Annotated in this window: 23 protein-coding genes, 1 tRNA gene and 1 riboswitch; of the genes, 12 read left to right on the top strand and 12 right to left on the bottom strand. The window is 64.2% G+C overall.

All coding sequences use genetic code 11. From position 1 onward, the window contains the following. Positions 1-129: 129 nt before the first annotated feature. Together QY917_RS07070 and QY917_RS07065 are read right to left on the bottom strand one after the other, a co-directional pair. Positions 130-951 carry an alpha/beta fold hydrolase gene (locus tag QY917_RS07070; protein ID WP_123675686.1) on the bottom strand — a complete coding sequence of 274 codons (822 nt, stop codon included), beginning with the start codon at positions 949-951 and terminating at the stop codon, positions 130-132. Beyond that, positions 951-2264: an O-acetylhomoserine aminocarboxypropyltransferase gene (locus QY917_RS07065; protein ID WP_088886521.1), complete on the bottom strand. Its 1314-nt coding sequence runs from the start codon at positions 2262-2264 to the stop codon at positions 951-953. Before QY917_RS07065 ends, QY917_RS07070 begins: the two co-directional genes overlap by 1 nt. A 98-nt stretch (positions 2265-2362) precedes the next feature. Between QY917_RS07065 and QY917_RS07060 the strand changes: the two genes are divergently transcribed. After that, positions 2363-2818 (top strand): CBS domain-containing protein, encoded by a 456-nt coding sequence (locus tag QY917_RS07060; protein ID WP_047351400.1) that lies wholly within the window; start codon positions 2363-2365, stop codon positions 2816-2818. A 93-nt stretch (positions 2819-2911) separates the two neighbouring features. After that, positions 2912-4012, top strand: coding sequence for a chorismate synthase (aroC, locus tag QY917_RS07055; RefSeq protein WP_123675687.1), 1101 nt, complete (start codon positions 2912-2914; stop codon positions 4010-4012). A 76-nt stretch (positions 4013-4088) separates the two neighbouring features. Here aroC and nrdR read toward each other — a convergent pair whose 3' ends face one another. The 3 genes from nrdR to QY917_RS07040 form a co-directional block, all read right to left on the bottom strand. After that, the gene (gene nrdR / locus QY917_RS07050; RefSeq protein WP_011804930.1) at positions 4089-4538 is read right to left on the bottom strand and encodes a transcriptional regulator NrdR; all 450 of its coding nucleotides are present in this window, start codon (positions 4536-4538) and stop codon (positions 4089-4091) included. A 12-nt stretch (positions 4539-4550) separates the two neighbouring features. Continuing rightward, positions 4551-5795: a serine hydroxymethyltransferase gene (gene glyA / locus QY917_RS07045; RefSeq protein ID WP_123675688.1), complete on the bottom strand. Its 1245-nt coding sequence runs from the start codon at positions 5793-5795 to the stop codon at positions 4551-4553. Positions 5796-5829: 34 nt separating this feature from the next. Next, positions 5830-5989: riboswitch (ZMP/ZTP riboswitch) on the bottom strand. A gap of 44 nt (positions 5990-6033) precedes the next feature. Beyond that, complete coding sequence (locus QY917_RS07040; protein WP_123675689.1) at positions 6034-6873, bottom strand: lytic transglycosylase domain-containing protein; 840 nt, start codon at positions 6871-6873, stop codon at positions 6034-6036. 718 nt (positions 6874-7591) lie between these two features. Between QY917_RS07040 and QY917_RS07035 the strand changes: the two genes are divergently transcribed. After that, complete coding sequence (locus tag QY917_RS07035; protein ID WP_123675690.1) at positions 7592-11296, top strand: DUF748 domain-containing protein; 3705 nt, start codon at positions 7592-7594, stop codon at positions 11294-11296. A gap of 252 nt (positions 11297-11548) precedes the next feature. Next, positions 11549-14191, top strand: a complete 2643-nt coding sequence (locus QY917_RS07030) for a DUF349 domain-containing protein (RefSeq protein WP_123675691.1) — start codon at positions 11549-11551, stop codon at positions 14189-14191. Positions 14192-14260: 69 nt separating this feature from the next. Here QY917_RS07030 and QY917_RS07025 read toward each other — a convergent pair whose 3' ends face one another. After that, positions 14261-14824, bottom strand: a complete 564-nt coding sequence (locus QY917_RS07025) for an Rrf2 family transcriptional regulator (RefSeq protein WP_123675692.1) — start codon at positions 14822-14824, stop codon at positions 14261-14263. 722 nt (positions 14825-15546) lie between these two features. Between QY917_RS07025 and hutG the strand changes: the two genes are divergently transcribed. Both hutG and QY917_RS07015 read left to right on the top strand, forming a co-directional pair. Beyond that, positions 15547-16371, top strand: coding sequence for an N-formylglutamate deformylase (gene hutG, locus QY917_RS07020; protein WP_123675694.1), 825 nt, complete (start codon positions 15547-15549; stop codon positions 16369-16371). 17 nt (positions 16372-16388) lie between these two features. After that, positions 16389-16649 (top strand): hypothetical protein, encoded by a 261-nt coding sequence (locus QY917_RS07015; RefSeq protein ID WP_011804938.1) that lies wholly within the window; start codon positions 16389-16391, stop codon positions 16647-16649. 30 nt (positions 16650-16679) lie between these two features. On the opposite strand, the gene asd is transcribed toward QY917_RS07015, so the two are convergent. Next, complete coding sequence (gene asd / locus QY917_RS07010) at positions 16680-17531, bottom strand: archaetidylserine decarboxylase (RefSeq protein ID WP_123675695.1); 852 nt, start codon at positions 17529-17531, stop codon at positions 16680-16682. A 209-nt stretch (positions 17532-17740) separates the two neighbouring features. Here asd and QY917_RS07005 point away from each other — a divergent pair, with 209 nt between their 5' ends. The 5 genes from QY917_RS07005 (at position 17741) to QY917_RS06985 (ending at position 20945) form a co-directional block, all read left to right on the top strand. Then, the gene (locus QY917_RS07005; RefSeq protein WP_123675696.1) at positions 17741-18910 is read left to right on the top strand and encodes an HPP family protein; all 1170 of its coding nucleotides are present in this window, start codon (positions 17741-17743) and stop codon (positions 18908-18910) included. Positions 18911-19146: 236 nt separating this feature from the next. Next, positions 19147-19413, top strand: a complete 267-nt coding sequence (gene infA, locus QY917_RS07000) for a translation initiation factor IF-1 (RefSeq protein WP_011804941.1) — start codon at positions 19147-19149, stop codon at positions 19411-19413. A 63-nt stretch (positions 19414-19476) separates the two neighbouring features. Next, a tRNA-Pro gene (locus tag QY917_RS06995) sits at positions 19477-19553 on the top strand. A 175-nt stretch (positions 19554-19728) separates the two neighbouring features. Beyond that, the gene (locus QY917_RS06990; protein WP_123675697.1) at positions 19729-20031 is read left to right on the top strand and encodes a hypothetical protein; all 303 of its coding nucleotides are present in this window, start codon (positions 19729-19731) and stop codon (positions 20029-20031) included. A 143-nt stretch (positions 20032-20174) separates the two neighbouring features. After that, entirely contained in the window at positions 20175-20945 is a 771-nt protein-coding gene (locus QY917_RS06985; protein ID WP_123675698.1) for a heparan-alpha-glucosaminide N-acetyltransferase, read from the top strand. A 47-nt stretch (positions 20946-20992) separates the two neighbouring features. Here QY917_RS06985 and QY917_RS06980 read toward each other — a convergent pair whose 3' ends face one another. From QY917_RS06980 to QY917_RS06960, 5 genes are all read right to left on the bottom strand, one after another. Then, positions 20993-21778 carry a peptidylprolyl isomerase gene (locus QY917_RS06980; RefSeq protein WP_015913520.1) on the bottom strand — a complete coding sequence of 262 codons (786 nt, stop codon included), beginning with the start codon at positions 21776-21778 and terminating at the stop codon, positions 20993-20995. Between the two features lie 67 nt (positions 21779-21845). Next, positions 21846-22124 carry a BolA family transcriptional regulator gene (locus QY917_RS06975; RefSeq protein ID WP_088886532.1) on the bottom strand — a complete coding sequence of 93 codons (279 nt, stop codon included), beginning with the start codon at positions 22122-22124 and terminating at the stop codon, positions 21846-21848. Beyond that, positions 22121-22681: a septation protein A gene (locus QY917_RS06970; protein WP_011804946.1), complete on the bottom strand. Its 561-nt coding sequence runs from the start codon at positions 22679-22681 to the stop codon at positions 22121-22123. Before QY917_RS06970 ends, QY917_RS06975 begins: the two co-directional genes overlap by 4 nt. Beyond that, the gene (gene msrB / locus QY917_RS06965) at positions 22678-23091 is read right to left on the bottom strand and encodes a peptide-methionine (R)-S-oxide reductase MsrB (RefSeq protein ID WP_123675699.1); all 414 of its coding nucleotides are present in this window, start codon (positions 23089-23091) and stop codon (positions 22678-22680) included. Before msrB ends, QY917_RS06970 begins: the two co-directional genes overlap by 4 nt. Continuing rightward, the gene (locus QY917_RS06960) at positions 23088-24575 is read right to left on the bottom strand and encodes a YdiU family protein (protein ID WP_123675700.1); all 1488 of its coding nucleotides are present in this window, start codon (positions 24573-24575) and stop codon (positions 23088-23090) included. Before QY917_RS06960 ends, msrB begins: the two co-directional genes overlap by 4 nt. Before the next feature lie 172 nt (positions 24576-24747). On the opposite strand from QY917_RS06960, the gene QY917_RS06955 reads away from it, so the two are divergent. After that, positions 24748-26385 (top strand): 3-(methylthio)propionyl-CoA ligase, encoded by a 1638-nt coding sequence (locus QY917_RS06955; RefSeq protein ID WP_011804949.1) that lies wholly within the window; start codon positions 24748-24750, stop codon positions 26383-26385. The last annotated feature ends 22 nt before the right edge of the window (positions 26386-26407 follow it).

The following is a 26407-nucleotide window of genomic DNA, read 5'->3' as shown; positions in this document are numbered from 1 at the left end:
GGGGCTAGTGTTTCGCATGTGGCAGGGGAAGTCATATCCCCTCTGCCGAGGCGGCGGCGCCCATCATCCATCGGGCAGGGGAGCGCTGAAGGGGATGCCCCGCACCGCCGGCCCTGCCGTGCAACGATCTCAGGCGGAGATGCGTCTTGCCAGGAAGTCGCGGATGGCGAACAGCGTTGCGTCCGGTGCTTCGGTCATCTGGTGGTGGCCCGCCGGCAGATGGACGATCTGCACGTCCTTGTCCGCGGATCGCGCGGCCTGGATCAACCCCTGCGCGGCCTTGGGCGCGGTCATCTGGTCTTGTGTGCCCAAGGCAAACAGCACGGGGCACTGCACCGCTGCGATGGCCTGCTCGCCATGGGAGTAGCTGTCGCAGGCGACGAAGCCGCGGTGGAACACATTGACCTGCGGGTTGCTGCGCAGCACCTTGCGGCCCAGCGCCATGCCCGCGCCGTACACCCAGAAGCCCGCGCCTGAGGGGGGCGCGAGGGTGCTGCGCGAGAACACGTTGACCATGCGCAGCGCCTGCTCGGGGTCGGTCTGCGATGCCTCGATGAGCGCGGGCGACACCTTCATCGGGTAGGCCGTACCCACCAGCACCAGATGGCTCACGCGCGCGCCCAGGCGGGCGGCGGCCTCCAGCGCGATCAACGAGCCCCAGCTATGGCCCACCAGCGCGGCGCGCTGGATGGACAATGCGTCGAGCAGGGCGCCCACGAAGTCGGCGGCCTGCTCCACGCTTGCAGGGGCATCGCCCGCGCTTTTGCTGTGGCCGGGCAGATCCACGGCCAGCACGTTCCAGCCATGGTTGGCCATGTAGCGGCTTTGCAGCGCCCAGACGCTGTGGTCATTGAGTACGCCGTGGATGAACACCACGGTGGGCTTGGCGGCATCGAAGGGCTTGCCGCCGGTGTAACAGTAGGTCTGTGCGCCGTTGACTTGCACGTACATCACGCACCTGCCTTTCCCGCTTGCTTCTCCGCAGCCTTGAGTGCCCGCTTGAGGTCGTCGATCAGGTCGTCGGCATCTTCCAGCCCGATCGACAGGCGGATCGTGCCCTGGCTGATGCCGCCCGCGGCGAGCGCTTCGTCGCTCATGCGGAAGTGCGTGGTGGAGGCGGGGTGGATCACCAGGCTGCGGCAGTCACCCACATTGGCCAGGTGGCTGAAGAGCTTGAGCGTCTCGATGAACGTCTTGCCCTGCTCGCGGTTGCCCTTGAGGTCGAAGCTGAACACCGAGCCCGCGCCGCGCGGCAGCAGGCGCTGCGCGAGCTGGTGGCTGGGGTGGGACTCGAGCAGCGGGTGGCCCACGCGCTCGACGAACGGGTGGCTGGCCAGGAACTGCACCACCTTCTCGGTATTGCGCATGTGGCGTTCCATGCGCAGCGGCAGGGTCTCGATGCCCTGCAGGATCAGCCAGGCGGTGTGCGGGCTCATGCAGGCGCCGAAGTCGCGCAGGCCCTCGCGGCGAGCGCGCAGCAGGAAGGCGCCCACGGTGCTCTCCTCGGTGAACACCATGTTGTGAAAGCCGTCGTAGGGCTGGGTCAGCTCGGGGAAGCGGCCGGAGCCTTCCCAGTCGAAGCTGCCGCCATCGACCACGACGCCGCCGATCACCGTGCCATGGCCTGAGAGGAACTTGGTGGCCGAGTGGTACACCAGGTCCGCGCCATGCTCGAAGGGCTTGATGAGCCACGGCGAGGTGAGGGTGGAGTCCACCAGCAGGGGCACGCCAGCTTCATGCGCAATGTCCGCGACCGTGGGGATGTCCAGCACCTCCAGCCCGGGGTTGCCTACGGTTTCGCCAAAGAACAGCTTGGTGTTGGGGCGGATGGCGGCGCGCCAGCCGTCGATGTCGCCGGGCTTCACGAAGGTGGTGTCAATGCCGAAGCGGCGCAGCGTGTAGTGCAGCAGGTTCTGGCTGCCGCCATACAGCGCCGTGCTGGCCACGATGTGGCTGCCTGCGCCCATCAATGTGGCAATCGCCAGGTGCAGCGCGGCCTGCCCGCTGGCCACGGCAATCGCCCCCACGCCGCCTTCCAGCGCCGCCACGCGCTGCTCCAGCACCGCGTTGGTGGGGTTGCTCAGGCGGCTGTACACATGGCCCGGGCGCTCCAGGTTGAACAGGGCCGCCGCATGGTCGCTCGACTCGAAGACGAACGAGGTGCTCAGGTGGATCGGCACGGCGCGCGCACCTGTGGCGGGGTCCGGCTGCGCGCCGGCGTGCAGGGCCAGCGTGTCGAAGCCGGGGTCGGAATATCCGGGCATTCATGTCTCCAAAGTGGTGAATTTGTGCGCCATTGTGGGCTATATTTATTCGCTATCGGGCTGCATGCAGCGCCTGCAGAACCCTTCGGAGACTCCCCATGAAAGTCAGCGACATCCTGCGCCTCAAAGGCAACACCCTCTACACCGTGCATCCCGACGAGCCGCTGGCCCGCGCCGTGGATGCCATGGCCGAGAAGGACATCGGCTCGCTGGTCGTGATGGAACATGGCGACCTGGTGGGCATGCTCACCTTCCGCGAGGTGATCCAGGCGCTGACGAAAAATGGTGGCGGCGTGGGCACCATGCTGGTGCGTACCGCCATGGACGACGCGCCGCTGACCTGCACCCTGGAGACCGACATGGACGAGGTGCGCCGCATGATGCTGGGCCGCCACGCGCGCTACATGCCCGTGATGGACAAGCGCATGCTGATGGGCGTGGTCAGCTTCTACGACGTGGCCAAGGCCGTGGTGGACAGCCAGAATTTCGAGAACAAGCTGCTCAAGGCCTACATCCGCGACTGGCCGCAGGAAGAATCGCGGCCGGCCAACTGATTTGGTGATCAAAATAGCTGCCAGCGCTTGTCAATCAAGCGCTGGCAGCTATTTTTTTGGTAGTAACAGTGGCTCAGGGATAATCGCACTCCTATGAGCGGCAACACACTCGGTACCCTTTTTTGCGTCACCAACTTTGGTGAATCCCATGGCCCCGCCATCGGCTGCGTGATCGACGGCTGCCCGCCCGGCATGGAACTGTCCGAGGCCGACATTCAGGCCGACCTGGACCGCCGCCGCCCCGGCACCAGCCGCCATGTGACGCAGCGCAACGAGCCGGATGCGGTGGAAATCCTCTCGGGCGTATATGAGGGCAAGACCACCGGCACGCCCATCGCGCTGCTGATCCGCAACACCGACCAGCGCAGCAAGGACTACGGCAACATCGCGCAGAGCTTCCGCCCGGGGCATGCCGACTATGCCTACTGGCACAAGTACGGCCTGCGCGACCCGCGCGGTGGCGGCCGCTCGTCTGCGCGCCTCACGGCACCCACCGTGGCCGCCGGCGCGGTGGCCAAGAAATGGCTGGCCGAGAAATACGGCACCCGCTTTCGTGCCTGCATGACCCAACTGGGCGAGCTGCCCATCCCGTTCGAGAGCTGGGAGCATGTGCCGCACAACCCCTTCTTCGCACCGGTGGCCGACGTGCAGGCCTACGAGGACTACATGGACGCGCTGCGCAAGTCTGGCGACTCCTGCGGCGCGCGCATTCGTGTGCAGGCCACCAGCGTGCCCGTGGGGCTGGGCGAGCCGCTGTACGACAAGCTGGACGCCGACATCGCCCATGTGATGATGGGCCTGAACGCCGTGAAGGGTGTGGAGATCGGTGCAGGCTTTGCCAGCGTGGCCCAGCGCGGCACCACGCACGGCGATTCGCTCACGCCCACGGGCTTCGCCAGCAACAACGCGGGTGGCGTGCTGGGCGGCATCAGCACCGGGCAGGACCTCGAGGTGTCGCTGGCCATCAAGCCCACCAGTTCCATCATCAGCCCGCGCGAGTCCATCGACATCCACGGCCAGAGTACCGAGGTGATCACGAAGGGGCGCCACGACCCCTGCGTGGGCATCCGCGCCGCGCCGATCGCCGAGGCGTTGCTTGCATTGGTCATCATGGACCATGCGCTGCGCCACCGTGCGCAATGCGGCGACGTGGTGCAGGCCGTGGCTCCGATTCCGGCAGTCCGCCTGGGGTGATGGTCAAAAACGGCTGTAGCGCCCGCCCAGTGGGTGCTGCCAGCTATCAATAGAAGAGCAATGGGAGAGCTGCGGCTTACTTGCGGACTTCGTCCACCAGCGCACGGAACTCGTCGATGTCCTCGAAGCTGCGGTACACGCTGGCGTAGCGCACATAGGCCACCTTGTCGAGCTTCTTCAGCTCGCGCATGACCAGCTCGCCGATGCGGCTGGACAGAATCTCGCGCTGCCCCAGGTTGAGCAGCTTTTCCTCGATGCGCTCGATGGCCGAGTCGATCTGCACTGTGCTCACCGGGCGCTTGCGCAGCGCCAGCTTGAACGATCCCAGCAGTTTCTCGCGGTCGTATTCGACGCGGCGGCCGTCCTTCTTGACGACCGTGGGGAAGTTGACTTCCGGTCGTTCGTAGGTCGTGAAGCGCTTGTCGCAGGCGCCGCACTGGCGCCTGCGGCGGATGAAGTCCCCGTCCTCGGAGACGCGGGTCTCGACGACCTGCGTCTCCTGATGGCTGCAAAAGGGGCACTTCATCGCGGTGGTCGATCAGCGATAGACCGGGAAGCGGCTGGTCAGCGCGTGCACCTTGGCGCGCACGGCTTCCAGGTTCGCCTCGTCATGCGGATTGTCCAGCACGTCGGCCACCAGGTTGGCCGTGAGGCGCGTTTCCTCTTCCTTGAAACCCCGTGTCGTGATGGCGGGCGTGCCCACACGAATGCCGCTGGTGACCATCGGCTTTTCGGGATCGTTGGGGATCGCGTTCTTGTTGATCGTGATATGGGCCTTGCCCAGGGCTGCCTCGGCCTCCTTGCCGGTGATGCCCTTGGCGCGCAGGTCCACCAGCATCACGTGGCTTTCGGTGCGACCGCTCACGATGCGCAGTCCGCGCTGGATCAGCGTTTCCGCGAACACCTTGGCGTTCTTGGTCACCTGCTGCTGATACTGCTTGAACTCGGGTGACAGGGCTTCCTTGAAGGCCACGGCCTTGGCGGCGATGACGTGCTCCAGCGGGCCGCCCTGCAGGCCGGGGAAGATGGCGCTGTTGATGGCCTTCTCGCGCTCAGCCTTCATCAGAATGATGCCGCCGCGCGGGCCGCGCAGGCTCTTGTGCGTGGTGGAGGTCACCACGTCCGCGAACGGCACCGGGTTGGGGTACTCGCCCGCGACGACCAGGCCGGCATAGTGGGCAATGTCCACCCAGAAGATGGCGCCGACTTCCTTGGCGATCTTCGCGAAGCGCTCGAAGTCGATGCGCAGGGCGTAGGCGGAGGCGCCGGCGATGATCAGCTTGGGCTTGTGCTCGCGGGCCTTGGCTTCCAGCGCGTCGTAGTCGATCTCTTCCTTGTCGTTCAGTCCGTAGGAGACTACGTTGAACCACTTGCCGCTCATGTTCAGCGGCATGCCGTGCGTGAGGTGGCCGCCCTCGGCCAGGCTCATGCCCAGAATGGTGTCGCCGGGCTTCAGGAAGGCCATCAGCACAGCCTGGTTGGCCTGCGAACCCGAGTTGGGCTGCACATTGGCCGCTTCAGCGCCGAAGAGTTGCTTGATGCGGTCGATGGCCAACTGCTCGATCACGTCCACGTTCTCGCAGCCGCCGTAGTAGCGCTTGCCAGGGTAGCCTTCGGCGTACTTGTTGGTGAGCTGCGAGCCCTGAGCGGCCATCACGGCGGGCGAGGCGTAGTTCTCGCTGGCGATCAGCTCGATGTGCTCTTCCTGGCGGCGGTCTTCGGCCTGGATGGCGGCCCACACCTCGGGATCGGTTTGTTCGACAAGAATATTGCGTTGGTACATGGCAGTCCGATGAACTAAGTGTCCCTTGGCAATCAAGGGCTGCCCAGGCGAACGACGGATCGCTGCGGGGCTGGTGCCTGCCGCGCGGCACGCTCCCCAGTGGTTTGCAGAAAAACGCTGTTTCCTGCCGGTGTCCACGTCAGCGGCGGTGTCCCGGAAGACCTCCGCGCCTATCGCCAGTTGCGTGCCCTGCTAGTGTAGCTGAGCACGCCCTTCATCAGTGCCAGAGTAGGTTCCTTCAGAGGCCGCTCAGCAGGGCCACCTTCTCGCCAGTGGCAGGGGTTGCAGGTGCGGCTTCCGGTGTGGCAGGAGCCTTGGTGGACAAGAGAGGTGGATTCACTGGGCCGGCGGGAGAAACGCCCGTGCGACCATTGGCGACCTGGCGCAGCCGGAAATGCTCCGCCAGTACCTTGGCGGCGTAGCCCCCGTCGTCGGGCAGGTTGGCTGCGCCGACGTAGTAACGCAGCCCGCCCTCCAGCGAGCCGGCGCGCGCGATGCACTCCTGCAGCACCTTCACGCCCACGCGCAGGTTGGCCACGGGATCGAATGCCGCCAGGTGCCCACCAAAGCCTTCGTACTTGTCGGTATGCACGCGCGTCATCACCTGCATCAAGCCTTGCGCACCTACCGGGCTTTGTGCAAACGGGTTGAAGCTCGATTCCACGGCCATGACGGCCAGGATCAAGGTGGGATCCAGTTTGGTCCGCGCGCCGATTTCATACGCCTCGGTGACCAGTGCCGCCAGCGGTTCGGGCGCCACGCGGTACTTCTTGCTGAGCCAGTAGGCCACGGCAGCCTGTTCCCGCGGCAACTCCTTGGGGTTGAGCGCTACTGCCCGCTCGCTTGCGGCAGGCTCCATAGGGAAGCCCACTACGGCTTCCTGGCGGGCCTGCAGCCAGCCCATGAGTTCTTCTTCTCCTGCCTGGCGCAGGTCCGGGCGTGCCGTAAGTGTGATTACGCCGAAGACGACGCCCAGCCCGAGCAGGGCGAAGCCGCTGTGTGTCACTTCCAGAAAACCGTTGATCACATCGGCCGCAAACGTGCGGACGCCGGCAATCACATTTCCTGACGCTGTCATAGCTTTCCTTTCTAAGTCGGCTCCTGAGCGAAGAGCACTGTCGTGGTTGCTCAGGAGTCCGGTCCTGCCAGACGGAGGGGTCTGGGTGGGTATGCCGTTCAGTCCGTTTAGGCCCGTTAGGCCCAGGGGAATCTGTTGACTGTCGTAGCCGAAATCTGTAGCGGCTAGGGTTTTTACTAGGCCTTGGTTGAGGGCTGGCGGATTCTAGGAGGTCTCCAAATTCAAGGTCAACACTAACATTTGAATTTTTTAGAACAAAAAGTTCTGTTCAATCTGTGGGAAAGCACAGATTTTTCGCGCATGTCCTTTTAAGAGGGGTCTGTGCGCAAGCAATTCAACTGCTTGATGAAACAGTCAATTGCATGAAATTTTTCATTGCTAAAAGCTGTTGGAACGCGCGCTCGAATTTGCTATCTTTGAGGCGCCTGAACGATTCAGGCATCCGCCAAACGGGGCGATCAGTGCGATGAATGGCAGACAGTGCCGCGTCACATGAGATCTCCTCCAAGGCAACCCCTGGAGGCAATCCCTTGCCTCCTGCGCTTGAGACGATCCTCTCCCAAGCGCAAAAAGATGGCGAAAGACCGTTGTGTCAGCCGTCAAGCCCGGTGTACGAAGAAGTTCGACACCGGGCTTTCTTTTTTTGCGTTTTTTTACCTGCCTGCGTCAGCGCGGGACCGGTCCCATTGCGTTGGTAGCTCAACAGAATAGGTGCCGCGTGCTGCAAGTCATCAAGAACAACCCCTGGATTCGTCGATTTGCATGGTTGGTGCTGTGCTGGGGCGGCGCGTGGCTGCTCGGTTGGCTGGTGGTCCCTCCGCTGGCGCAGTCGCAGATTGAAAGGCATGCGAGTGAAGCGCTGGGGCGCAAGCTGACGGTCGAACGGGTGGAGTTTTTGCCCTGGACTTTGGAGGCCACTTTGCACGGCGTAGCCCTGGCGTCAAAGGATGGCAGTTCAGAGCAGGTACGGGTGGGCCGCATCTATATAGACGCTGAATTGCAATCCCTTTGGCGGGGCGCTCCAGTGATCGATGCGCTGCAGGTAGACGACCCGGTAGTTCGTGTCACGCAATTGGCCCCAGGGGTTTATGACGTGGACGACCTGCTCGCGCTCATGGCGGCGAAGCCGCAGGGCGAGAAATCAGCCGCGGAGCCGGCACATTTCGCGCTCTTCAATATCGCATTGAAGGGTGGTGTCGTCGAATTCGATGACCGTACGGTGGAGGTGGTGCACACGTTGCGCCGCGTGGAACTGGACGTTCCTTTCCTGAGCAGTTTTTCTGCGGACCGCGAGGTCAAGGTGACGCCGCGCCTGGCTTTTGAGCTCAACGGCAGCACCTTTGATACCTCAGCGATGGCCACTCTCTTCACGGGCGCCAGGCAAGCCGAGGTTCGCCTGCATATTGAGAATTTCGACCTGGCCCCCTTCGGCCGCTACCTGCCGCCCAGCGTGCCGGTGCGGCTCAAGGCGGGGCGATTGGGCGCGGATGTTCAACTAGGGTTCGAGCAGCGGGAGACCCCTCGACTGCTGATTTCCGGGGATGTGCAACTGAGCGGGGTACATGCCACCGATGCGCAGGAGCAGCCTTTGCTGCAATTCGAGGAAATGCGTGCCGTATTCAAGGAGGCGGAGCCCCTGCGGCGCAGGATCAACATTGATCTGCTGGAATGGCGCGGCGCGCGTGCACATGTACGCCGAAATGAGGCGGGTGAAGTAAAGCTTGCGGGATTGCCACGGGCCGACAGGGACGAGCACCCAGCGCCACAGACAAAGGAGTCTGCGGAGCCCTGGCGTGTCCATATCGCCAGGGTGGGTTTGCGGGATGGCTTCATCCAATGGACCGATGCCAGCCTGCCGCGGGGGATCGCCGCGTGGGAGGTGGAAGACCTGCAGGTAGAAGCGTCGTCCATTGCCTTGCCGCTGGAACAGCCCACGCAACTGCGTGCGAGTGCTTCCCTCAGGCAGTCTGCGGCCGCCGGCAGCAGCGAATCCGCGCGATTGGCTGTGCTGGGCCAAGTGAGTGCCTCGCAGGCGCAGGCCGCCCTTTCCATCAAGGGCCTGCCGCTGTCCATCGCTGCGCCCTATCTGGCGGGCGTGCTGCAACCCCGCGTGGAAGGTTCCGTGGATGCGGACCTGGGAATAGCACGGCATGGCGATGTCGTGCTGGCGAAGGTGGCTGCGTTGTCCGTGGATAAGTTGGCGCTGCGTTGCGCCTCCAAGGAACAATGCGTTCCACTGCAGAGCGCAGGAATCAAGGACGCGCCTGAGGATTCACTGGCCGCGTGGAGCCGGCTGGAAGCGGGCAATGCCTGGGTACGCTGGCCCCAGCGCGCCGTATCGGTAGAGCGGATTTCGTTGCAGAGGCCGCGCCTGCTGCTGTCGCGCACTCGCACGGGGGAGTGGATGTTTGAACAGTGGGGCGTGTCGCCCCCGGGGGTGAAGGGGCCCAACGCGGACGCTCCAAAGGCTGCGGGTCTTCCCTGGTCCATGGGGCTGGCTTCCCTGGAGATCGATGGCGCAGCAGTGGCTTTGCGCGACGCGGTAGCGCAGAGCGCCGTAGCGCTGAATGTGTTCGATCTGCAACTGCACGCGCGGGATTTCGCTTATGCGGACGGGCGGGTCACTCCCACGTCATTGCGCCTGGAAGGCCGGGTGGGTGCAGGGAGGACTGAATCCGGGCGATTGCGCTACGAGGGCTCGGTGGCGATGGCGCCCGTTCTGACGGCGCAGGGCAAGGTACGCGCCCAACACCTGCCGTTGCACGCGCTGGAGCCCTATGTAGGGCAGGAGCTTAATGTCGACATCCTCCGCGCCGATGGTGGCTTCGACGGAGACGTGCGCTATGTCCAGGGGAATGCCGGCGCCACTGTTTCGGTCAAGGGGGATGTGTCGCTGGACGAGGTGCGCGTGCGCGCCAAGGCTGGCTTGGACATGCCTGAGGAGACGAAGGCCGGCGAGCGGAGCGTAGGCGCGCGGGGCGAGGATCTGCTGCGCTGGAAATCCCTGGCGTTGCGCGGAGTGGCGATGAATTTGCAGCCAGACCAGCCTGTGTCTCTGGATGTGAAGGAAACGGCGCTCAGCGATTTCTTCGCACGGATCATCGTGCAGGAAGACGGCCGCATCAATTTGCAGGATATTCGCAAGGCTTCGGCAGCGGAAGACGCGGTTGCGGCATCGAACGCTGCGCCCGCCGCTCCGGCAGCGGCCCCTTCGGCTCCGCAGATCCGCTTTGGTCCCGTGGCGCTGACCAATGGGTCAGTGCGCTTCACGGATTACTTCATCAAACCCAACTACTCTGCCGACCTGAGTGCGCTCACGGGCCGGTTGAGCGCATTTTCCTCGGTGTCGCCGGAGGCGGGGGCAGCGCCGCAGATGGCCGACCTGGAATTGCGCGGTCGCGCCCAGGGGACGGCGTCACTGGAAGTCACCGGCCGCATCAACCCGCTGGTCAAGCCCCTGGCGCTGGATATTCAGGGGCGCATGCGTGACCTTGAGTTGCCCCCGTTGTCGCCTTACAGCATCAAGTACGCGGGTCATGGGATCGAGAAGGGCAAGCTCAGCATGGACGTGGCGTACAAGATCTTGCCCGATGGGCAGCTCATCGCCACCAACAAGCTGGTATTGAACCAACTGGCGTTTGGGGAACCCGTGGAGGGCGCGTCCGCCAGTCTGCCCGTGCGGCTGGCGACGGCCCTGCTGGCGGACCGCAATGGGATCATCGACGTGGATCTGCCCATCAGCGGCTCCCTCAACGACCCCGAATTCCGTCTGGGAGCGGTCATCCTGAAGGTCATCGGCAACCTCATCATGAAAGCGATCACCGCCCCCTTTTCCCTGTTGGCTGGCGCTTTCAGCGACGCGGGCGAGCAGGGTGCGGTTCTCTTCGCGCTGGGCAGTGCAGAACTGGATGAGAAGGCCCGACAGCAACTGGACAAAATCGCCAACGAACTGAACAACCGCCCCGCACTGAAGGTCACGGTCGTGGGTTGGGCACAGCCCAACGCCGAGCGGCTGGCATGGAAACGCCAGCGCTTGCGAGACATGGCCGAGGCGCAAAAGCGCAGGGCAGCCATCCGTGCGGGTGAACCTGCGGACAGCATCGCACCGCTCACTGACGAGGAATACCCCGCGCTGCTGAAGGAGTTGTATCGCCGGTCCGACATCCGCAAACCGCGCAACTTCGTCGGCTTGGCGAAGGACGTACCCGTTGCAGAGATGGAGGCCCTGCTGATGCACAACCTGACAATTCCGGACAACGCCATGGCGGATCTAGCCCTGGCGCGAGGGGTGGCCGTGCGGGACTACCTGGCGCAACAGCAAGTCCCGCTTGAACGTTTGTTCGTAGGCGCAAGCAAGCTGCAGCCGGGCGGGGAGGATGCGCGATGGCAGCCGAAGGCAGAGCTTTCTTTGAATGCCCAGTGAGGGGTGCGCGGGATTTTGTAACCTCACAGGGTGTGGCTACCGGTACAGTACCGTTCGAATGCGAGCGCGGTTCCCGCGCCATCCCGTCTATCCCTCAGATTCCTGATCTGGCGCAGCGGGAAGGCGGTGTAAAACCGGGCGAAAATAGCCGCTTGTCCGTGAGCGATGCCCACCTACTGCTTGCGCTGTTGGCGCAAGGTGGCTCGCTTGCACCTTGATAAATCCATGTTCCCTTTTTCTTCACGTAGCAAAATGTCCGACGCATCTGACGCGACCCCGGTCCCTGCCAAAACCAGCGAGCCGCATCCCCTTGATGCGTTGACGGGCGGCGCTTTCTCTGCGGCCACGTCGGGTGAACGCTCGGCACGCATCCGTGAATGGTTGTCCACCCAGCCTGGCGTGGAAAAGCTCCAGGAAGTATTCAAGGAATTGAGTGCGCGGGACAAAGGCGCCGCGCGCGCAGTGCGTGAGCGACTGGACGAGATTCGGCGCGCGGAGGGCCAGGAGGCGATCGCCGCCGAATGGGCAGCCAAGGCCGAAGCGCTGCTCGCGGCCGCCAAGCTCAACATTGCCGACGCGCTCGCCTGGCAGCGCGATGCGGCCAAGGCCGGCGCGCCGCTGTCCCGCGAACCTCTGTCGGTGCTCAAACAGCGTCTGAACGAGCGCGTGAAAACCATCGAAGACCTGCAGCATCGTGTTCAGGTGCAGCGCGAAGCCGCCGTTCTGCTCGCGCAGCGCATCGAAGTGCTCTCCACCAAACCGTGGAAGGATGCGCAGTCTGCGCTGGAACTGCTGAACGCCGATGTCGGCCGCTGGCAGGAGCAGGCCCAGGCACTTGCCGACGACAGTGCCTGGCCCAGCGTAGAAGCGCGTTTTCCCGCGTTGCTCGATGCTTCGCGCACCCAGTTGCTGGTGGTGTGGGAGGCGTTTCAGTCGGCATTGACGCAGGCTGTGCTTGCGGCAGAAGACCCCTCGGCTCCCCTGCCGCCCGTGCCCGTGTGGTCCGACGAACTGCGCCAGGCGCGCGGGCTACCCTCAGAAGCGGGAGCCGCCGCCAAGACGCCTGCCCCCCGCCCATCCAAGCCGCAGGCGACTCCTGAAATGCGCGAGAAGGCCTTGCAGGCCGTTCAGGAGGCCCTCGCCAAGCTGGAGCAGGAAACCGCACAGGGCCATGGCAAGGCCAGCGCTGGCGCAGCGACTGCGCTGCGCGCCGTGCTTAAGGTGCACGGCAAGTTGATCGATGCCGAACTGGAGCAGAAAGTGCACGCCGCCCTCGTGGCCGCGGGCGAGTTGGAGGGCTGGCAGCGCTGGAGCGCCGACCAGGTGCGCGAGGATCTCGTGGCACGGGCCGAGGCCCTGCTGCGCAGGCCGGAAGGACAGTCCCTCGGCGGGCGCAAGATGCAGGAAACGCTGCGCCAGCTGCGCGAGCAGTGGAAGCAGGCCGACCAGGGGGCGCCGGCCAACCACGCCCTGTGGAAGAAATTCGACGATGCGTGCAATGCCGCGCACAAGGTGGTCGAGGGCTGGCTGGAGAAGGTGCGTGCCGAAGGTGCCGAACACCGTGCGCAGCGGTTGGCGCTGATCGAAGAGGTGAATGCCTGGGCCCAATCGCAGGCCGCTGCCGCTGCGCAGGACTGGAAGTCCTTCAGTCGTGCATTGCACCAGTTTGCCGAGCGTTGGCGCACCGGTGGCCATGTGAGCGAAAAGATGTTCGCTGAACTGCAGCCACTGTGGAAGCAGGCACTGGCGGCTGCCAGCGCTCCGCTGGAGGCTGCGCAGAAGGCCAGCCTGGAGCGCCGCCACGCCATGATCGACGAGGCAGGCGCCCTGGGTGCGGCCCCGGGTCTGCGCATCGATGCCATCAAGGCCTTGCAGCAGCGTTGGCAGGCCGAGGCGCAGGCGGTGCCGCTGGATCGCAAGCATGAGCAGAAGCTCTGGGACGCGTTCCGCAAGCCCATCGACGAGGCGTTCAACCGCAAGTCGGCCGAACGTGAGCGCAGTGCCTCCGAGTTGAGCGCGCGCGACCGGGCCGTGCTGGAGGCATCCAAGGCGCTGGAGGCCGCCAATGCGTCGGGCGATGCGCAGAAGATCCGCGGTGCCATGGCCGCGCTGGAGCGCGCGCTGAAGGAGCCTGCCGGCGGATCGGGGGATTCCGAGAATTTGGATAAAAAAGCCGATCAAACCATTGATGGTCAAGCGCAAGCAGCTACTGATTCGGTAGCAGATCAAAACGATGCGCCGACTTCCAAACCCGTGCCTGCGGCGCGCCCGGTGGTGGCCGTGCGTGGCGATGACCGGCCGGGGGCGCGCAAGGCGGTGCCCGCGCAGCCCACGGTCACCGGCCGTGGTGGCGACCGGCGTGACGGCCGCGGCCCACGGGACAGCGGTATGCAGGGGCGGGGGCGGGAGCGCGATGGTGCTGCTGCTGCGCGAGGTCCGCGTCTGGGTGATGCGGCTTTCCGCGCGCAACGCGACGCCATGGAGCATGCGCAGGGCGCGCTGCGCAAGCTGGCGGCACAGGCCCATGGCGAAGCGCTCACGCAACTGTTGTCGGCCTGGAAAAGCCGCGACGCTGCGCAATTGCCCAGCGTCCAGGAACTGGGCGGCAAGGTGCCCCCCACGGCGCGCACCGCCTGGTCGCAGGCGATTGCGGCACCTGCGGCCGGGGGGGCCCCGGAAGCATTGCTGCGGCTGGAGATCGCGGCGGAGGTCCCGACGCCCGCAGACCAACTGGCCGCACGGCGTGCTCTGCAGCTGCAGTTGCTCACACGTCGCAACGATCCGTCGCCGGCGCAAACCTGGACGCAGGATGTGGCGCGCGTGCTGGAAGGCGCCAGCGACGAGGCAGGCGCGCGCCGCCTGCAGAGCGCATTGAAGGTCCTGCTCGGCAAATAGTCGGCGGTGTCGTCGTCCAGGGCGGGCATCCGTGTCGTTCCGGGGAAGGACGCTACGGATGCCGGCGCATCAACTCGTCCGGGTGCGCGGAACGGCAAGCCCCAAGGCAAATACGGAGTTCGGCACATCCCCTGACGGTAGCTGGGTTTTCGCTGCCCGTCGGCCTGTGGCGCTGGCGGGCGGGGCCACTACCACGGCTGCAGAATGGTCTGCATGGCAGGCGCTGGCTTCCCGTTGGGTCAGCAGGTCCGCCACCGTAATGGACTGCAGGTATTCCATGACACGCGAGTGAAAGCTGGCCCACAGCTCGGCCGTCATCTCGCCTGGTGCCGATGCGGTGCCGGTGTCCGTGCCCTTGTCATCGGCGCCGCCCAGGTATTTTTCTGAGGCGATGACGATATCTGCCACGGATAGTTCCTGTGGCGGCCGTGTCAGTGTGTACCCTCCGCCGGGCCCGCGAATGCTGTGGACCAGGCCGGCGCGGCGCAGTGCGCTGAAGATGTCTTCGAGATATGACAGGGAGATGCCTTGGCGGGCGCTGATGGAGGGAAGCGCGATGGGCCGGCCGTGGGAGCGCAAGGCCAGATCGGTGACCGCAGTGACGGCGAGTTTGCCTCGGGTGGTCAAACGCATGGTGCTGTTCCTGAGGGTAGGAAAAGGGCCTGAAGCCATCGGTCCGATGGTCAGGAAGGAAAAGAGGAAGGGGGTTGCACGCCGGCGTTGCGCGGCGCACCTGTCTCTCGCGTTCGCAGAACGCGTCCAGGCGGGCGCAACCTTTTAGGCGCGCGTAGTCAGGGACCTGGGAGGTTTAGGCTGCTTTTTCAGCACAGGGGAGAGGGCGGCTCTCTCCCATTGCGCGGGGCAACTGAACAAGCCATGGAGGGGCTTGCCGCGAAAGGCGCGTATGTTCTGATCGTCCGGTAGATCCTGCTGCGCGTCCATCAGGCCGTGCTCGCCTTCGGATAACGCGTCGTTTGCCACGGAAGGGTCAGCGGCTGCTGCCATTGCGGCCTCGCCTGCTGGTGCCAACTGCACGGAGGCGACCGCTGGCCGCAGGTGTTCCACGGGTGGCACCTTGCCAAATGCGGAGACACCCACGCTCAGCAGGAAGTGGAGGGTGAAAACCGCAATCAACCATCTCGGCATGGTGGACAAATTATACGGGCGGGTCCTTAAAGCCCTTCGGCAATACATGAGGACAGTGGTCTGACTCATTGGCCTTTGGCTACACGCGCGTGTGTCGTTGCCGGTGCGGCAGGTGGGACGGGATCCCTTGAGCCTCAAGATGATGCGCCATACTGCGGCCCAGGTTGCGCACTAACGCCAACTGTTGGTTCGCCCGCTTGTCCATTGCCATGAATGTCGTGCCTTCCGATTGCCCCCCTTTCACCTTCCACAGAGGCACCGCGCCACTGCTGGTTTCCATGCCCCACGTGGGCACCCATGTGCCAGACGCCATCGCAAGGCGCCTCAATCCCGAGGCGCGGAGCGTTCCGGACACCGATTGGCATCTGGAACGGCTCTACGGTTTTGCGAAGTCGATGGGAGCTTCAGTACTGGTCGCCACGCACTCGCGCTATGTGATTGACCTCAATCGCCCTCCTGATGGCTCCAGCCTCTACCCAGGCCAGAGCGTCACTGCGCTGTGCCCTGTGGACGCCTTTGACAGCACGCCGTTGTATAGCGGCAGGCTCGTGCCGGACGCAGCCGAGGTTGCCGCGCGGCGCGAGGCATTGTGGGAGCCCTACCATGTCCAGTTGCGGGAAGAGTTGAACCGTATGCGCGCCACCCATGGCGTGGCGGTGTTGTGGGATGCGCACTCGATTCGGTCGGTCCTTCCGCGCTTCTTCGACGGCACATTGCCAGACCTGAACCTGGGTACCGCCGGAGGCACGAGCTGCGATGCAGCGCTGGCGCAGGAGCTGTTTGCCATTGCCGAAACGGCGCTCGACCACACGGCCGTGCTCAACGGACGGTTCAAGGGAGGCTACATCACGCGCCGTTACGGCGAGCCTGCGCGCAACATCCACGCGGTCCAACTGGAGATGACACAGTGCAGCTATATGCAGGAGGCACCGCCGTTCAACTACCTGCCGGAGCGCGCCGGGCGCATTCAGCCCACGCTGCAACGCATGGTGGAGGCAGCACTCTGGTTCGCGCAGCAACGGTCATTGCGCTGACGCGCTAAGATGCGCGCATGCAGGTTTCCAGTCCCTCTCTCGTAGCGCAAGATCCGGCCGAGGCGCCGTGGGGATGGTCTAGACAATTCCGCATGCCGGTCTTCAAGCCGGGCACCCGGGTGAGGCGAGCCGGAAGTTGGGAAACTGTCAGCCATGTAGCACTGCGGCGCCAGGATCTGGCTGTGTACCTGGTGGGGCGCGCTGAACCCGTGGACCCCCTGGAGCTGGAGCTCGAACCCACCTTGTTTACCACTGCTCGGGTGCCAGAGAGGCACTGAACAGCGGGTATCAACGCACCAATAGGTGAACTAGATGCCGCAGCGGTGCGCCATGGCTTCACCCAGCCGCACGGGCCGCGCTGCTTCCCATCCCGGCATGAACTGCACTGCGCCGCGGGGAAACAGCAGCACGACCGTGGAGCCCAGCAGAAAACGCCCCATTTCATCACCCTGACGAAGCACGACTTCTCGGTCCCCATAATCCCAGCGGCGCGGTTGGCCGGTACGCGGTGGATTGACCTGGCCGTGCCATACCGTGGCCATGCTGCCGACAATGGTGGCGCCTACCAGCACGAGCGCCATGGGGCCCAGGGGCGTTTCGAACAGGCAGACCACACGTTCGTTGCGCGCAAACAGTCCGGGCACACCGCGTGCGGTGGCCGGGTTCACTGAAAACAATGCCCCAGGCACATGGTCCATACGCACCAGTCGTCCATCGCACGGCATGTGAATGCGGTGGTAGTCGCGTGGACTGAGATAGATGGTGGCGAAGCTGCCATCCTGGAACTGCGCGGCCATTTCGGCGTCGCCGCCAAGCAGAGCCGCGGTGGAGTAGAGGTGGCCCTTGGCTTGGAAGATCTGGTCCTGCTCGATGGAGCCGATCTGGCTGACTGCTCCATCCACCGGGCATACCACCGCGGCATCGGCAAGCGGGCGCAGTCCAGGGCGCAACGCACGTGTGAAGAAGTCGTTGAAGGTTGCGTAGCTTGCAATGTCCGGATTGGCCGCCTCGCTCATGTCCACGCCGTAGCGCGCCACAAACCGGCGGATGACCGCGGTGGTCAATTGGCCCGCGCGCGCGGACGCCATACGTCCGGCAAAGGAGGTCAGGGCTTGTTTGGGTAACAAGTACTGAGGCAGTACGGCGATACGATCAGACACGTGGCGGTAATCCTGGTGATGGAGTCGGATGATTCTAAGGGGAGGGTGGATTGCGCCCCAGCCGTGCGTCCCGTGCGGTTGTGGATGCCCGTAATGGTGCAAAAAACCACATGCCCTGCAAGTTCAGGGCTTGCCCGGATAATGCCCGGCTTCCTCGAGCCACGGCCGCCGTGCCGATTCTCTGCGCAGCTTGGCGCCTTCTCCCATTCATGTCTGCATCCCCATTCCCTCGCACAGACGCTGCGGTAGAGCCGCCGACGTCAGTCTTGCGGCGCGTCGCTGGCTGGCTGCGCCTTTTCTGGCCGGCACCCGCTGGCGTCAATCAGCGCGAACGCTTGCGCATGGTGTCGGGTATCACGCTTTGCGTGGCCGTGGTGGCGCTGTTTGCGCATTGGTTCGGGGCTGGCCTGCCGGTCCCGTGGATGGTGGCCTCCCTGGGCTCCAGCGCGGTGCTCATCATTGCGATGCCGTCCAGCCCCCTCGCCCAGCCGTGGCCAGTGCTGGCGGGCAGCGTGCTGTCGTACATGGTAGGCGTTGCCTGCGCCACGCTGGTTCCCCACGTCGCTCTGGCCTGCGGCGCAGCCGTGGGACTTGCCGTGGCGGTCATGCTGGCATTGCGCTGCCTGCACCCCCCCGGCGGGGCGATGGCCTTGTTCGCTGTGCTCAATCCGCAGGACGGCGCGGCTTTTGCGGTATTTCCGGTGCTGCTCAATATGCTGGCGCTGGTGTTGACGGGGATGGCCTTCAATCACTTGACCGGGCGCAGCTATCCGCATGCACAAAGAGCGCGGGGGGCCGCGCATAAGGAATCTGGCGCTTTCATCTCGGCGGATTTGGATGCCGCCTTATCGCACTACAACCAAGTGCTGGATGTCAGTCGCGCCGACCTGGAGGGGCTTTTGCACTTGGCTGGCAAGGCCGCCTTCCAGCGCACGCTTGGCGAGCTGCGATGCGGCGAGATCATGTCATCACCGGTGCATGCGGTGGTTGCCGAGACGCCCCTCAAGGATGCTTGGGCGCTCATGCGCAAGCACGCCGTCAAGGCGTTGCCGGTAGTGGACGGGGCGCGCAGGGTGGTCGGCATCGTCACGGTGGCAGACTTCATGCGCCTGGCCAATCTGGACATGCATGAAGGCATGGGCCAGCGTCTACGCTCGCTCATCATGGGGCGGCCCAAACGTCCCGAGCAAGTGCAAGGCCTGATGTCGTCTCCCGTGCAGCAGGTGCTGTCTGAACAGCATGTGATGGATCTGGTGCCTCTGTTCTCTGAGGCGGGACACCACCACATCCCGGTGGTGAACGATGCGCAGGAATTGGTTGGCATCATCACGCAGACGGACCTCGTGAAGACCTTGGCTGCCGCGGTTGCCCGGCCATAGGCCCGGCTTCGACATCGCAGTACAATTCCGCCGCTTATGCACAGCGCTTCGCCTGTCCATTGAAGCCGTTTCCCCGGCCTTACGGCCTCCTGCGCCTTTGGTGCAGCAACTCACCTGCCTGCATTGCACCTTGCTTCGAGCCCCTCAAGGGCCGATGCGGCCCTTGGGTTAGTGGACGCATCGGCTTTTTCCAGGCGCCGCCATAGATAATTGTTATCAAGAGACTGACCACACACATGGCCAAAGAAGAACTGATTGAAATGCAGGGTAGCGTGACCGAAGTCCTGCCGGATTCGCGCTTTCGCGTGACGCTGGACAACGGCCACCAACTCATCGCCTATACCGGCGGCAAGATGCGCAAGCACCATATCCGCATCCTGGCAGGCGACAAAGTGTCGCTGGAAATGTCGCCCTACGACCTGACCAAGGGCCGTATCACTTTCCGCCACCTTGCAGGGCGCGGCCCTGGGCCGGGCACCGGCTCGTCATCTGGCAATCGCTGAGTGTGACAAATACCGCCGATTTTTAGCGGTGAACAGAATCTGGCAGGTTAGAATGCCAGCTGTCGGAGCGTAGCGCAGCCTGGTAGCGCATCTGCTTTGGGAGCAGAGGGTCGCGAGTTCGAATCCCGCCGCTCCGACCAATTGAATCAAGGGGTTAGGTCTATTGACCTAACCCCTTTTGTCTTTGTTTTTGCGGGCTGCCATGTTCGCTGGCCAACGATGACAGACAATCCCCGCTGGGCTCCTCCGGCACCGTCTTACATCAGTGCCGTCCCTGTCTTCCTAGGATGAATTTTTCATTGCAGGAGCAGAAGCATGTCTGAAGAAGCAGTATTTGGTACGGCGCCTCTTTCCGAAAGGCTGGCGGCAGACCAGAAACAACGCGCACGCGACCGTGGACATTTCAACAACTACGGTATGCGGGACGACTCCACGGACGAGCCTATTGTGGATGGTGAAAATGCGGCGGATGGCGGCCGGGCGCGACGCTTTGGAGCGGGTGGCGATGAGTCCACCTATGCAAACCGGGCCGGCCGATTCCGGGAGGCAGAGCAGCCCAGCGCTGGGGAGCCTGCTATGAATTTGGTGAACGAGCCAACGTCTGCAAAGAAACCTTAATGCGGCGGCGTCGCCGTGATACGCACCCCATAATTTAGCGCTCCCTCTGGTTGCTGGGTTGTCCTGATCGGGCGAGTACTGGGGAGGGTGATCATTGAAGGGCTTGAAGCGCCAGCCTTTTTACTGGACTTGTGGGACGCGTTTTGCTGACGACCGCTCAAAAAACTGCCGAGACACGCCATGACCGACTGGACGCATTGCGCGGGTTCGCCATGGTATGGATGACGGCCTTCCATTTCTGCTTCGACCTCAGCCATTTTGGCTACTGGCCCCAGGAATTCCGGGCAGATCCCTTGTGGACTGTGCAGCGAACCCTCATCGTCAGTCTGTTCCTGGGATGTGCGGGGCTGGCACAAGCGGTGGCTTGGCAACGTCAGGTTGGGTGGGCGCGTTTCGCCCGTCGCTGGAGCCAGATCACGGCCTGTGCATTGCTGGTAACGGTTGGCTCTTTTCTGATGTTCCCGCGTAGCTTCATTTACTTTGGGGTGCTGCATGGCATGGCAGTGATGCTCGTCATCACGCGGCTGACGGCAGGGTGGGGCAGGTGGCTGTGGTTGGCCGGGCTGCTGGCACTGGTGTCGCCTTGGGTCGCAGGCTGGGCGCTGCAGGGGCCTCTTTCAGAATGGGCGCCGCTATTCAATGGGCGGGGCCTCAACTGGTTGGGCTGGATTTCGCGAAAGCCCTTTACCGAGGACTATGTGCCGCTCTTTCCGTGGCTGGGCGTCATGTGGTGGGGGATGGCGGCCGGGCAGTGGCTCGTTGTGCGCTCGGACGGCTGGCTGTCCCGCCCGTTGCCGCGTGTGGTAGCGCCCCTGGCTGGTTTGGGACGCTATAGCCTCAGCTATTACATGCTGCACCAGCCCGTCCTGATCGCAGGACTGTTGCTGGCAGGCTGGCTGGCGGGGCGGGCATAAAAAAACGCGGCCCGAAGGCCGCGTTGTCGTGCGCGAGGCGCCTGTAGTTACTCCACCTTGGCCTTGGCGCGCAGGTCTTCCTGGAACTTCGCCAGTTTCTGCTGCTGCAGTTGCTGGGCGATCTGGGGCTTGACCTCTTCCAGCTTCGGCAGCTGGGCTTCGCGCACATCGTCCAGGCGGATGACGTGCCAGCCGAACTGGCTCTTCACGGGGGTCTGGGTCATCTTGCCTTTCTCCAGCTTCACCAGCGCTTCCGTGAACTCAGCCACGTAGCTGCTCGGGCTGGCCCAGTCCAGGTCGCCACCGCGGGCGCCGGATCCGGGGTCCTTGGATTGCTTCTTCGCAATGTCCTCGAACTTGCCACCCTTCTTGATGGAAGCAATGATGGCCTTGGCCTCGTCTTCCTTTTCGACCAGGATGTGGCTGGCCTTGTATTCCTTGCCAGCGTTGGCGGCCACGAACTTGTCGTACTCGGCCTGGATCTCGGCATCGGTCACGGCATTGTTCTTCTGGAAATCCACGAACAGTTCACGGATCAGAATGGTCTGGCGCGCCAACTCCATCTGGGCCTTGTAATCGGCAGAGCCTTCCAGGCCGCGCTTTTGCGCTTCCTGCATGAAGATCTCGCGGGCGATCACTTCTTCCTTGATCTGGTTTTCCAGTTCGGGCGTGACCGGGCGGCCCGAGCGCTCCACCTGCTGCTTCAGGACTTCGGCACGTTCCTTGGGAACCGCCTTGCCATTGACGATGGCGAGGTTTTGCGCGGCAACGGGCAATGCCATCGTGCCCAGCACGGCTGCGGCCACGAGGCCGGACAAGAGCTTTTTCTTCATTGGGAATCCACTGATTGGGAAATAGGCTGCAGACGACTGGCTGCAACGCCCTTGGATCGGGGTTTTTTCAGAGAGTTTCAATGGCAATGGCGTGGGCGCCTTGGTCAATGAAAATCTGCAGCGCATCATACACAAGGCGATGCTGTGCAACCTTGCGCTTGCCTGTAAATAACGGTGACGCGATGCGCACACGGAAATGGGTGCCAAACCCGGTTCCATTGGCGCCGGCATGGCCTTCGTGCTGCCAGCTTTCGTCCACCACTTCCAGATGGGTGGGCGATAGTGTGGCGCGCAGGCGTTCGGCCATGGCCTCTGCCGTGATAGCGATGGAGGGCGTGGTGTTCATGGTTGCAGGTCCTTGGGCGCGGCATCGCCCTCATCCTTGACGTGGCGGCTCAGGTACAGCGCCTGTGCGATGACGAAGGCGAACATCAGGCCGATGCCACCGAACAGTTTGAAGTTCACCCAGGTGTCGGTGTCGAAGTTGTAGGCCACCCACAGATTGAGTACACCCATGGTGGCGAAAAAGCCCGTCCAGCCCCAGTTCAGGTTGCGCCACACGGGCGCGGGCAGATCGATCTGAGCGCCCATGAGTGACTGGATGAAGTTTTTGCGGAACACCAACTGGCCGACGAGCAAGGTGCCGCCCATGAGCCAGTAGAGCACGGTGGGCTTCCATTTGATGAAGGTTTCGCTGTGTGCCAGCAGGGTGGCGCCGCCGAACAGCACGATGACGCCCAGGCTCAGCCATTGCAGGGGTTCGACCTTGCCGTGCTTGAGGCGGATGTAGCCGATCTGCACGACGGTGGCGGCAATCGCCACGGCCGTGGCCACGTAGATGCCCCAGACCTTGAATGCGGCGAAGAACAGGATGATGGGAAAGAAGTCGATGAGCAGTTTCATGGCGCCGGGGGGTCGAAATCGAGCGAGGCGGAGTTCATGCAATAGCGCAGACCCGAAGGAGCGGGGCCGTCGGGAAAGACATGGCCCAGGTGGGCCCCACATTGTGCACACACGGTCTCGGTGCGCACCATGCCGTGGCTGCGGTCCTCGATCTCCCGAATGGCACCGGGCACGGCAAGCGAGAAGCTGGGCCAGCCACAGCCCGCGTCGAACTTGGTGTCGGAGTCGAACAGCTTGGCGCCGCAGCAGACGCAGTGGTAGCTGCCGTCGGCCCAGTGGCCTTCGTACTTGCCGCTGAAGGGCCGCTCGGTGGCCGCGTGACGCGTGACCTGGTAAGCCGCGGGCTCGGCGCCCTTGGCCTGCAGCAGCGCCTGCCATTCGTCTTCGGTTTTCTGGATGGGGTAGGTCATGAGGAACAGCTGATGGAGATGGAGGACGCCCAGTCGGGCGGAAAGCCGGCGTAGGCCTCGTGCCCCGGGTGGTCGTCGAAGGGGCGCGCCAGCAACCTTTGCAGTGTTTGGAGTTCGGAGAAGTCCCCGAGTTTCGCGGCGCGAATCGCCTGTTCGCCCAGGTGGTTGCGCAGCACGAAGCGTGGATTGGTTTTATGCATCAAATCGGCTGCTAGCGCCCATCCATCAAGCGCTAAAAGCTCCTTATATTGTAGCAACCAGGCGTCCAGAGCTGCACGGTCCAGGAACAGATCGCGCACGGGTTCGAAATCCTCCGTGGCTACTGCACCGGACAGCCGGCGCCAGAAGATGGGGTAGTCCACGCGGTCGGCGGCCAGCAGCCGCAACAGGCCATCGACCAAAGCGGCGTCGCCTTCGCGCGCCTGCTGCAGGCCGAGCTTGGCGCGTATGCGCGCCAGGAACTCCCGGCCAAAGCTGCCTTCGTACGACTGCAGCGCGGCGCGCGCCGTGTCCACCTCGCCGATCAGCGGCAGCAGCGCCTGGGCCAGACACAACAGGTTCCAGTACGCCACGCTGGGCTGGCGGTCGAAGGCGTAGCGGCCGCGTACGTCGCTGTGATTGCAGATGTGTCCAGGGTCGAAAGCATCCAGGAACTGGAACGGCCCGTAGTCCATCGTGAGGCCCAGGATGCTCATGTTGTCGGTGTTCATGACGCCATGGCAAAAACCCACGGCCTGCCATTGCGCCAGCAGTGCAGCGGTGCGCTCGCTCACGGCATGCAGCAGTGCGGCGTAGGCGTTGCCTTCCCATTCCTGCGAGCGGCGGCAGTCGGGGTAGTAGCGGTCGATCACGTAGTCGGCCAGGGCGCGCAGCTCGGCTTCCTGGCCGCGCGCCGCGAAGTGCTCGAAGTGGCCGAAACGGATGAAGCTGGGCGCTACGCGCGTGACCACGGCGGCGGTTTCCACCTCCTCGCGCTGCACGGGCGCGGGCGAACCGGTCACACACAGCGCGCGCGTGGTCGGTATGCCCAGCGCATGCATGGCTTCGCTGCACAGGAATTCGCGGATCGAAGATCGCAGCACGGCGCGGCCGTCGCCCATGCGCGAATAGGGCGTGCGCCCGCTACCCTTGAGCTGCACCTCTTGGCCCGTGGCGGTTTCGCCCAGCAGGATGGCACGGCCATCGCCCAACTGGCCGGCCCACACGCCGAACTGGTGGCCGCTGTACACGCTGGCCAGCGGCTGGCTGCCGGGCAGCAGGGCGTTGCCTGTGAAGGCCTGCAGTGCGTCGTCGCGCTGCTGCCAGGCTTCGGGCAGGCCCAGCAAGGCGCCTACCTCGGCGCTGGTGCCCACCCAGTGAGGCTGGGGCAGGGGAGTGGGGCGCAGCGGCGTGAAGAAGGCCGAGCCCAGCGCGGCGAAGCCCGGCTGCCAGGCGGGCACCAGTGGCGCGACTAGGGTAGCGTCAGGGGTGGGGGCAAACGTCATGCGGGGATTGTCCCCCGGGCCCCTATGCCCCGATCTGGTCCAAGGCCTTGTGCGCGGGAGGCGGCGCGAACGTGGGATTTCTCCGGATGGCTCCGTGGCTGGAAAGCCCCATGTTCCCCGCTACGATGGCGCAGTCTTCGTACACCCACAATTCATTACCAAAGGAGCATCCATGCTGGGCCTGATGCAGAGCCAACCTCTCTTGATTTCCTCGTTGATCTCGTTCGCCGAGCGTCACCATGGCGACGGGGAAATCGTCTCGCGCCGCGTGGAGGGGGACATCCATCGCTACACCTATCGCGACCTGGCCCGGCGTTCGCGCCAACTGGCCAATGCCCTGGATGCGCTGGGCCTGCAGTTCAGCGACCGCGTGGCCTCGCTCGCCTGGAATGGCTACCGCCACATGGAGATGTACTTCGGCGTGAGCGGCTCGGGCCGCGTGCTACACACCATCAACCCGCGCCTGCACCCTGACCAGATCGCCTGGATCGTGAACCATGCCGAGGACCAGGTGCTGTGCTTCGACATGACCTTCCTGCCGCTGGTGCAGGCCGTGCATGCCAAGTGCCCCACGGTCAAGAAATGGGTGGCGCTGTGCGACAGCGACAAGCTGCCTGCGGACTCGGGCATCCCCGGCCTTACCAGCTATGAAGACTGGATCGGCGGCGCGTCGGCCGAATACCAGTGGCCCACGTTCGACGAGAACTCAGCGTCCAGCATGTGCTACACCAGCGGCACCACGGGCAACCCCAAGGCGGCGCTGTACAGCCACCGCTCCACCACGCTGCATGCCTATGCCGCTGCGCTGCCCGATGTGATGAACCTCTCGGCGCGCGACGCAGTGCTGCCCGTGGTGCCGATGTTCCACGTCAACGCCTGGGGTATCCCGTACTCGGCGGCCCTCACGGGCTGCAAGGTGGTATTCCCCGGCCCGGCGCTGGACGGCAAGTCGGTCCATGACCTCATCGAGGCCGAGGGCGTGACCTTTGCCGCGGGCGTGCCCACCGTGTGGCAGATGCTGCTCAACCATGTGAAGTCCGCGGGCCTGAAGTTCAGCACCCTGCGCCGCACGGTCATCGGCGGGTCGGCCTGCCCGCCCGCCATGATCACGGCCTTCCAGGACGAGTACGGCGTGTCCGTGCTGCACGCCTGGGGCATGACCGAGATGAGCCCGCTGGGCACGCTGTGCACGCTCAAGAACAAGCACCTGCAGATGGGCAAGGACGAGCAGATGCACATCCTGCAAAAGCAGGGCCGTGCCATCTATGGCGTGGACATGAAGATCGTCGGCGCCGATGGCCAGGAGCAGCCCTGGGACGGCAAGAGCTATGGCGACCTGCTGGTACGCGGCCCCTGGATCCTGGACAGCTACTACAAGGGCGAGAGCCCGCTCGTCAAGGACGAGCAGGGCCGGGGCTGGTTCCCCACGGGCGACGTGGCCACCATCGACCCGGACGGCTTCATGCAGATCACCGATCGCAGCAAGGATGTGATCAAGTCCGGCGGCGAGTGGATCAGCTCCATCGACATCGAGAACATCGCTATGGCGCACCCCGCCGTGGCGATGGCGGCCTGTGTCGGCATGCCGCATCCCAAGTGGGATGAACGCCCGATCGTCGTGGTGGCCCTGCGTCCGGGCGCCCAGGTCACGCGCGAGGAACTGCTCAAGTTCTACGAGGGCAAGACCGCCAAGTGGCAGATCCCCGATGACGTGGTGTTCGTCGATGCGATCCCGCTGGGCGCCACCGGCAAGATGCTCAAGACCCGCCTGCGCGAGCAACTGGCGGGCTACCAGTTGCCCGGCCTGTGAGCGCGCCCGGGCCGGTGCGCAA

The organism is Diaphorobacter sp. C33 (assembly GCF_030503915.1).
GTDB classification, from domain to species: Bacteria; Pseudomonadota; Gammaproteobacteria; order Burkholderiales; family Burkholderiaceae_C; genus Diaphorobacter; species Diaphorobacter nitroreducens.
This window is presented reverse-complemented; position numbering and strand designations above follow the sequence as displayed.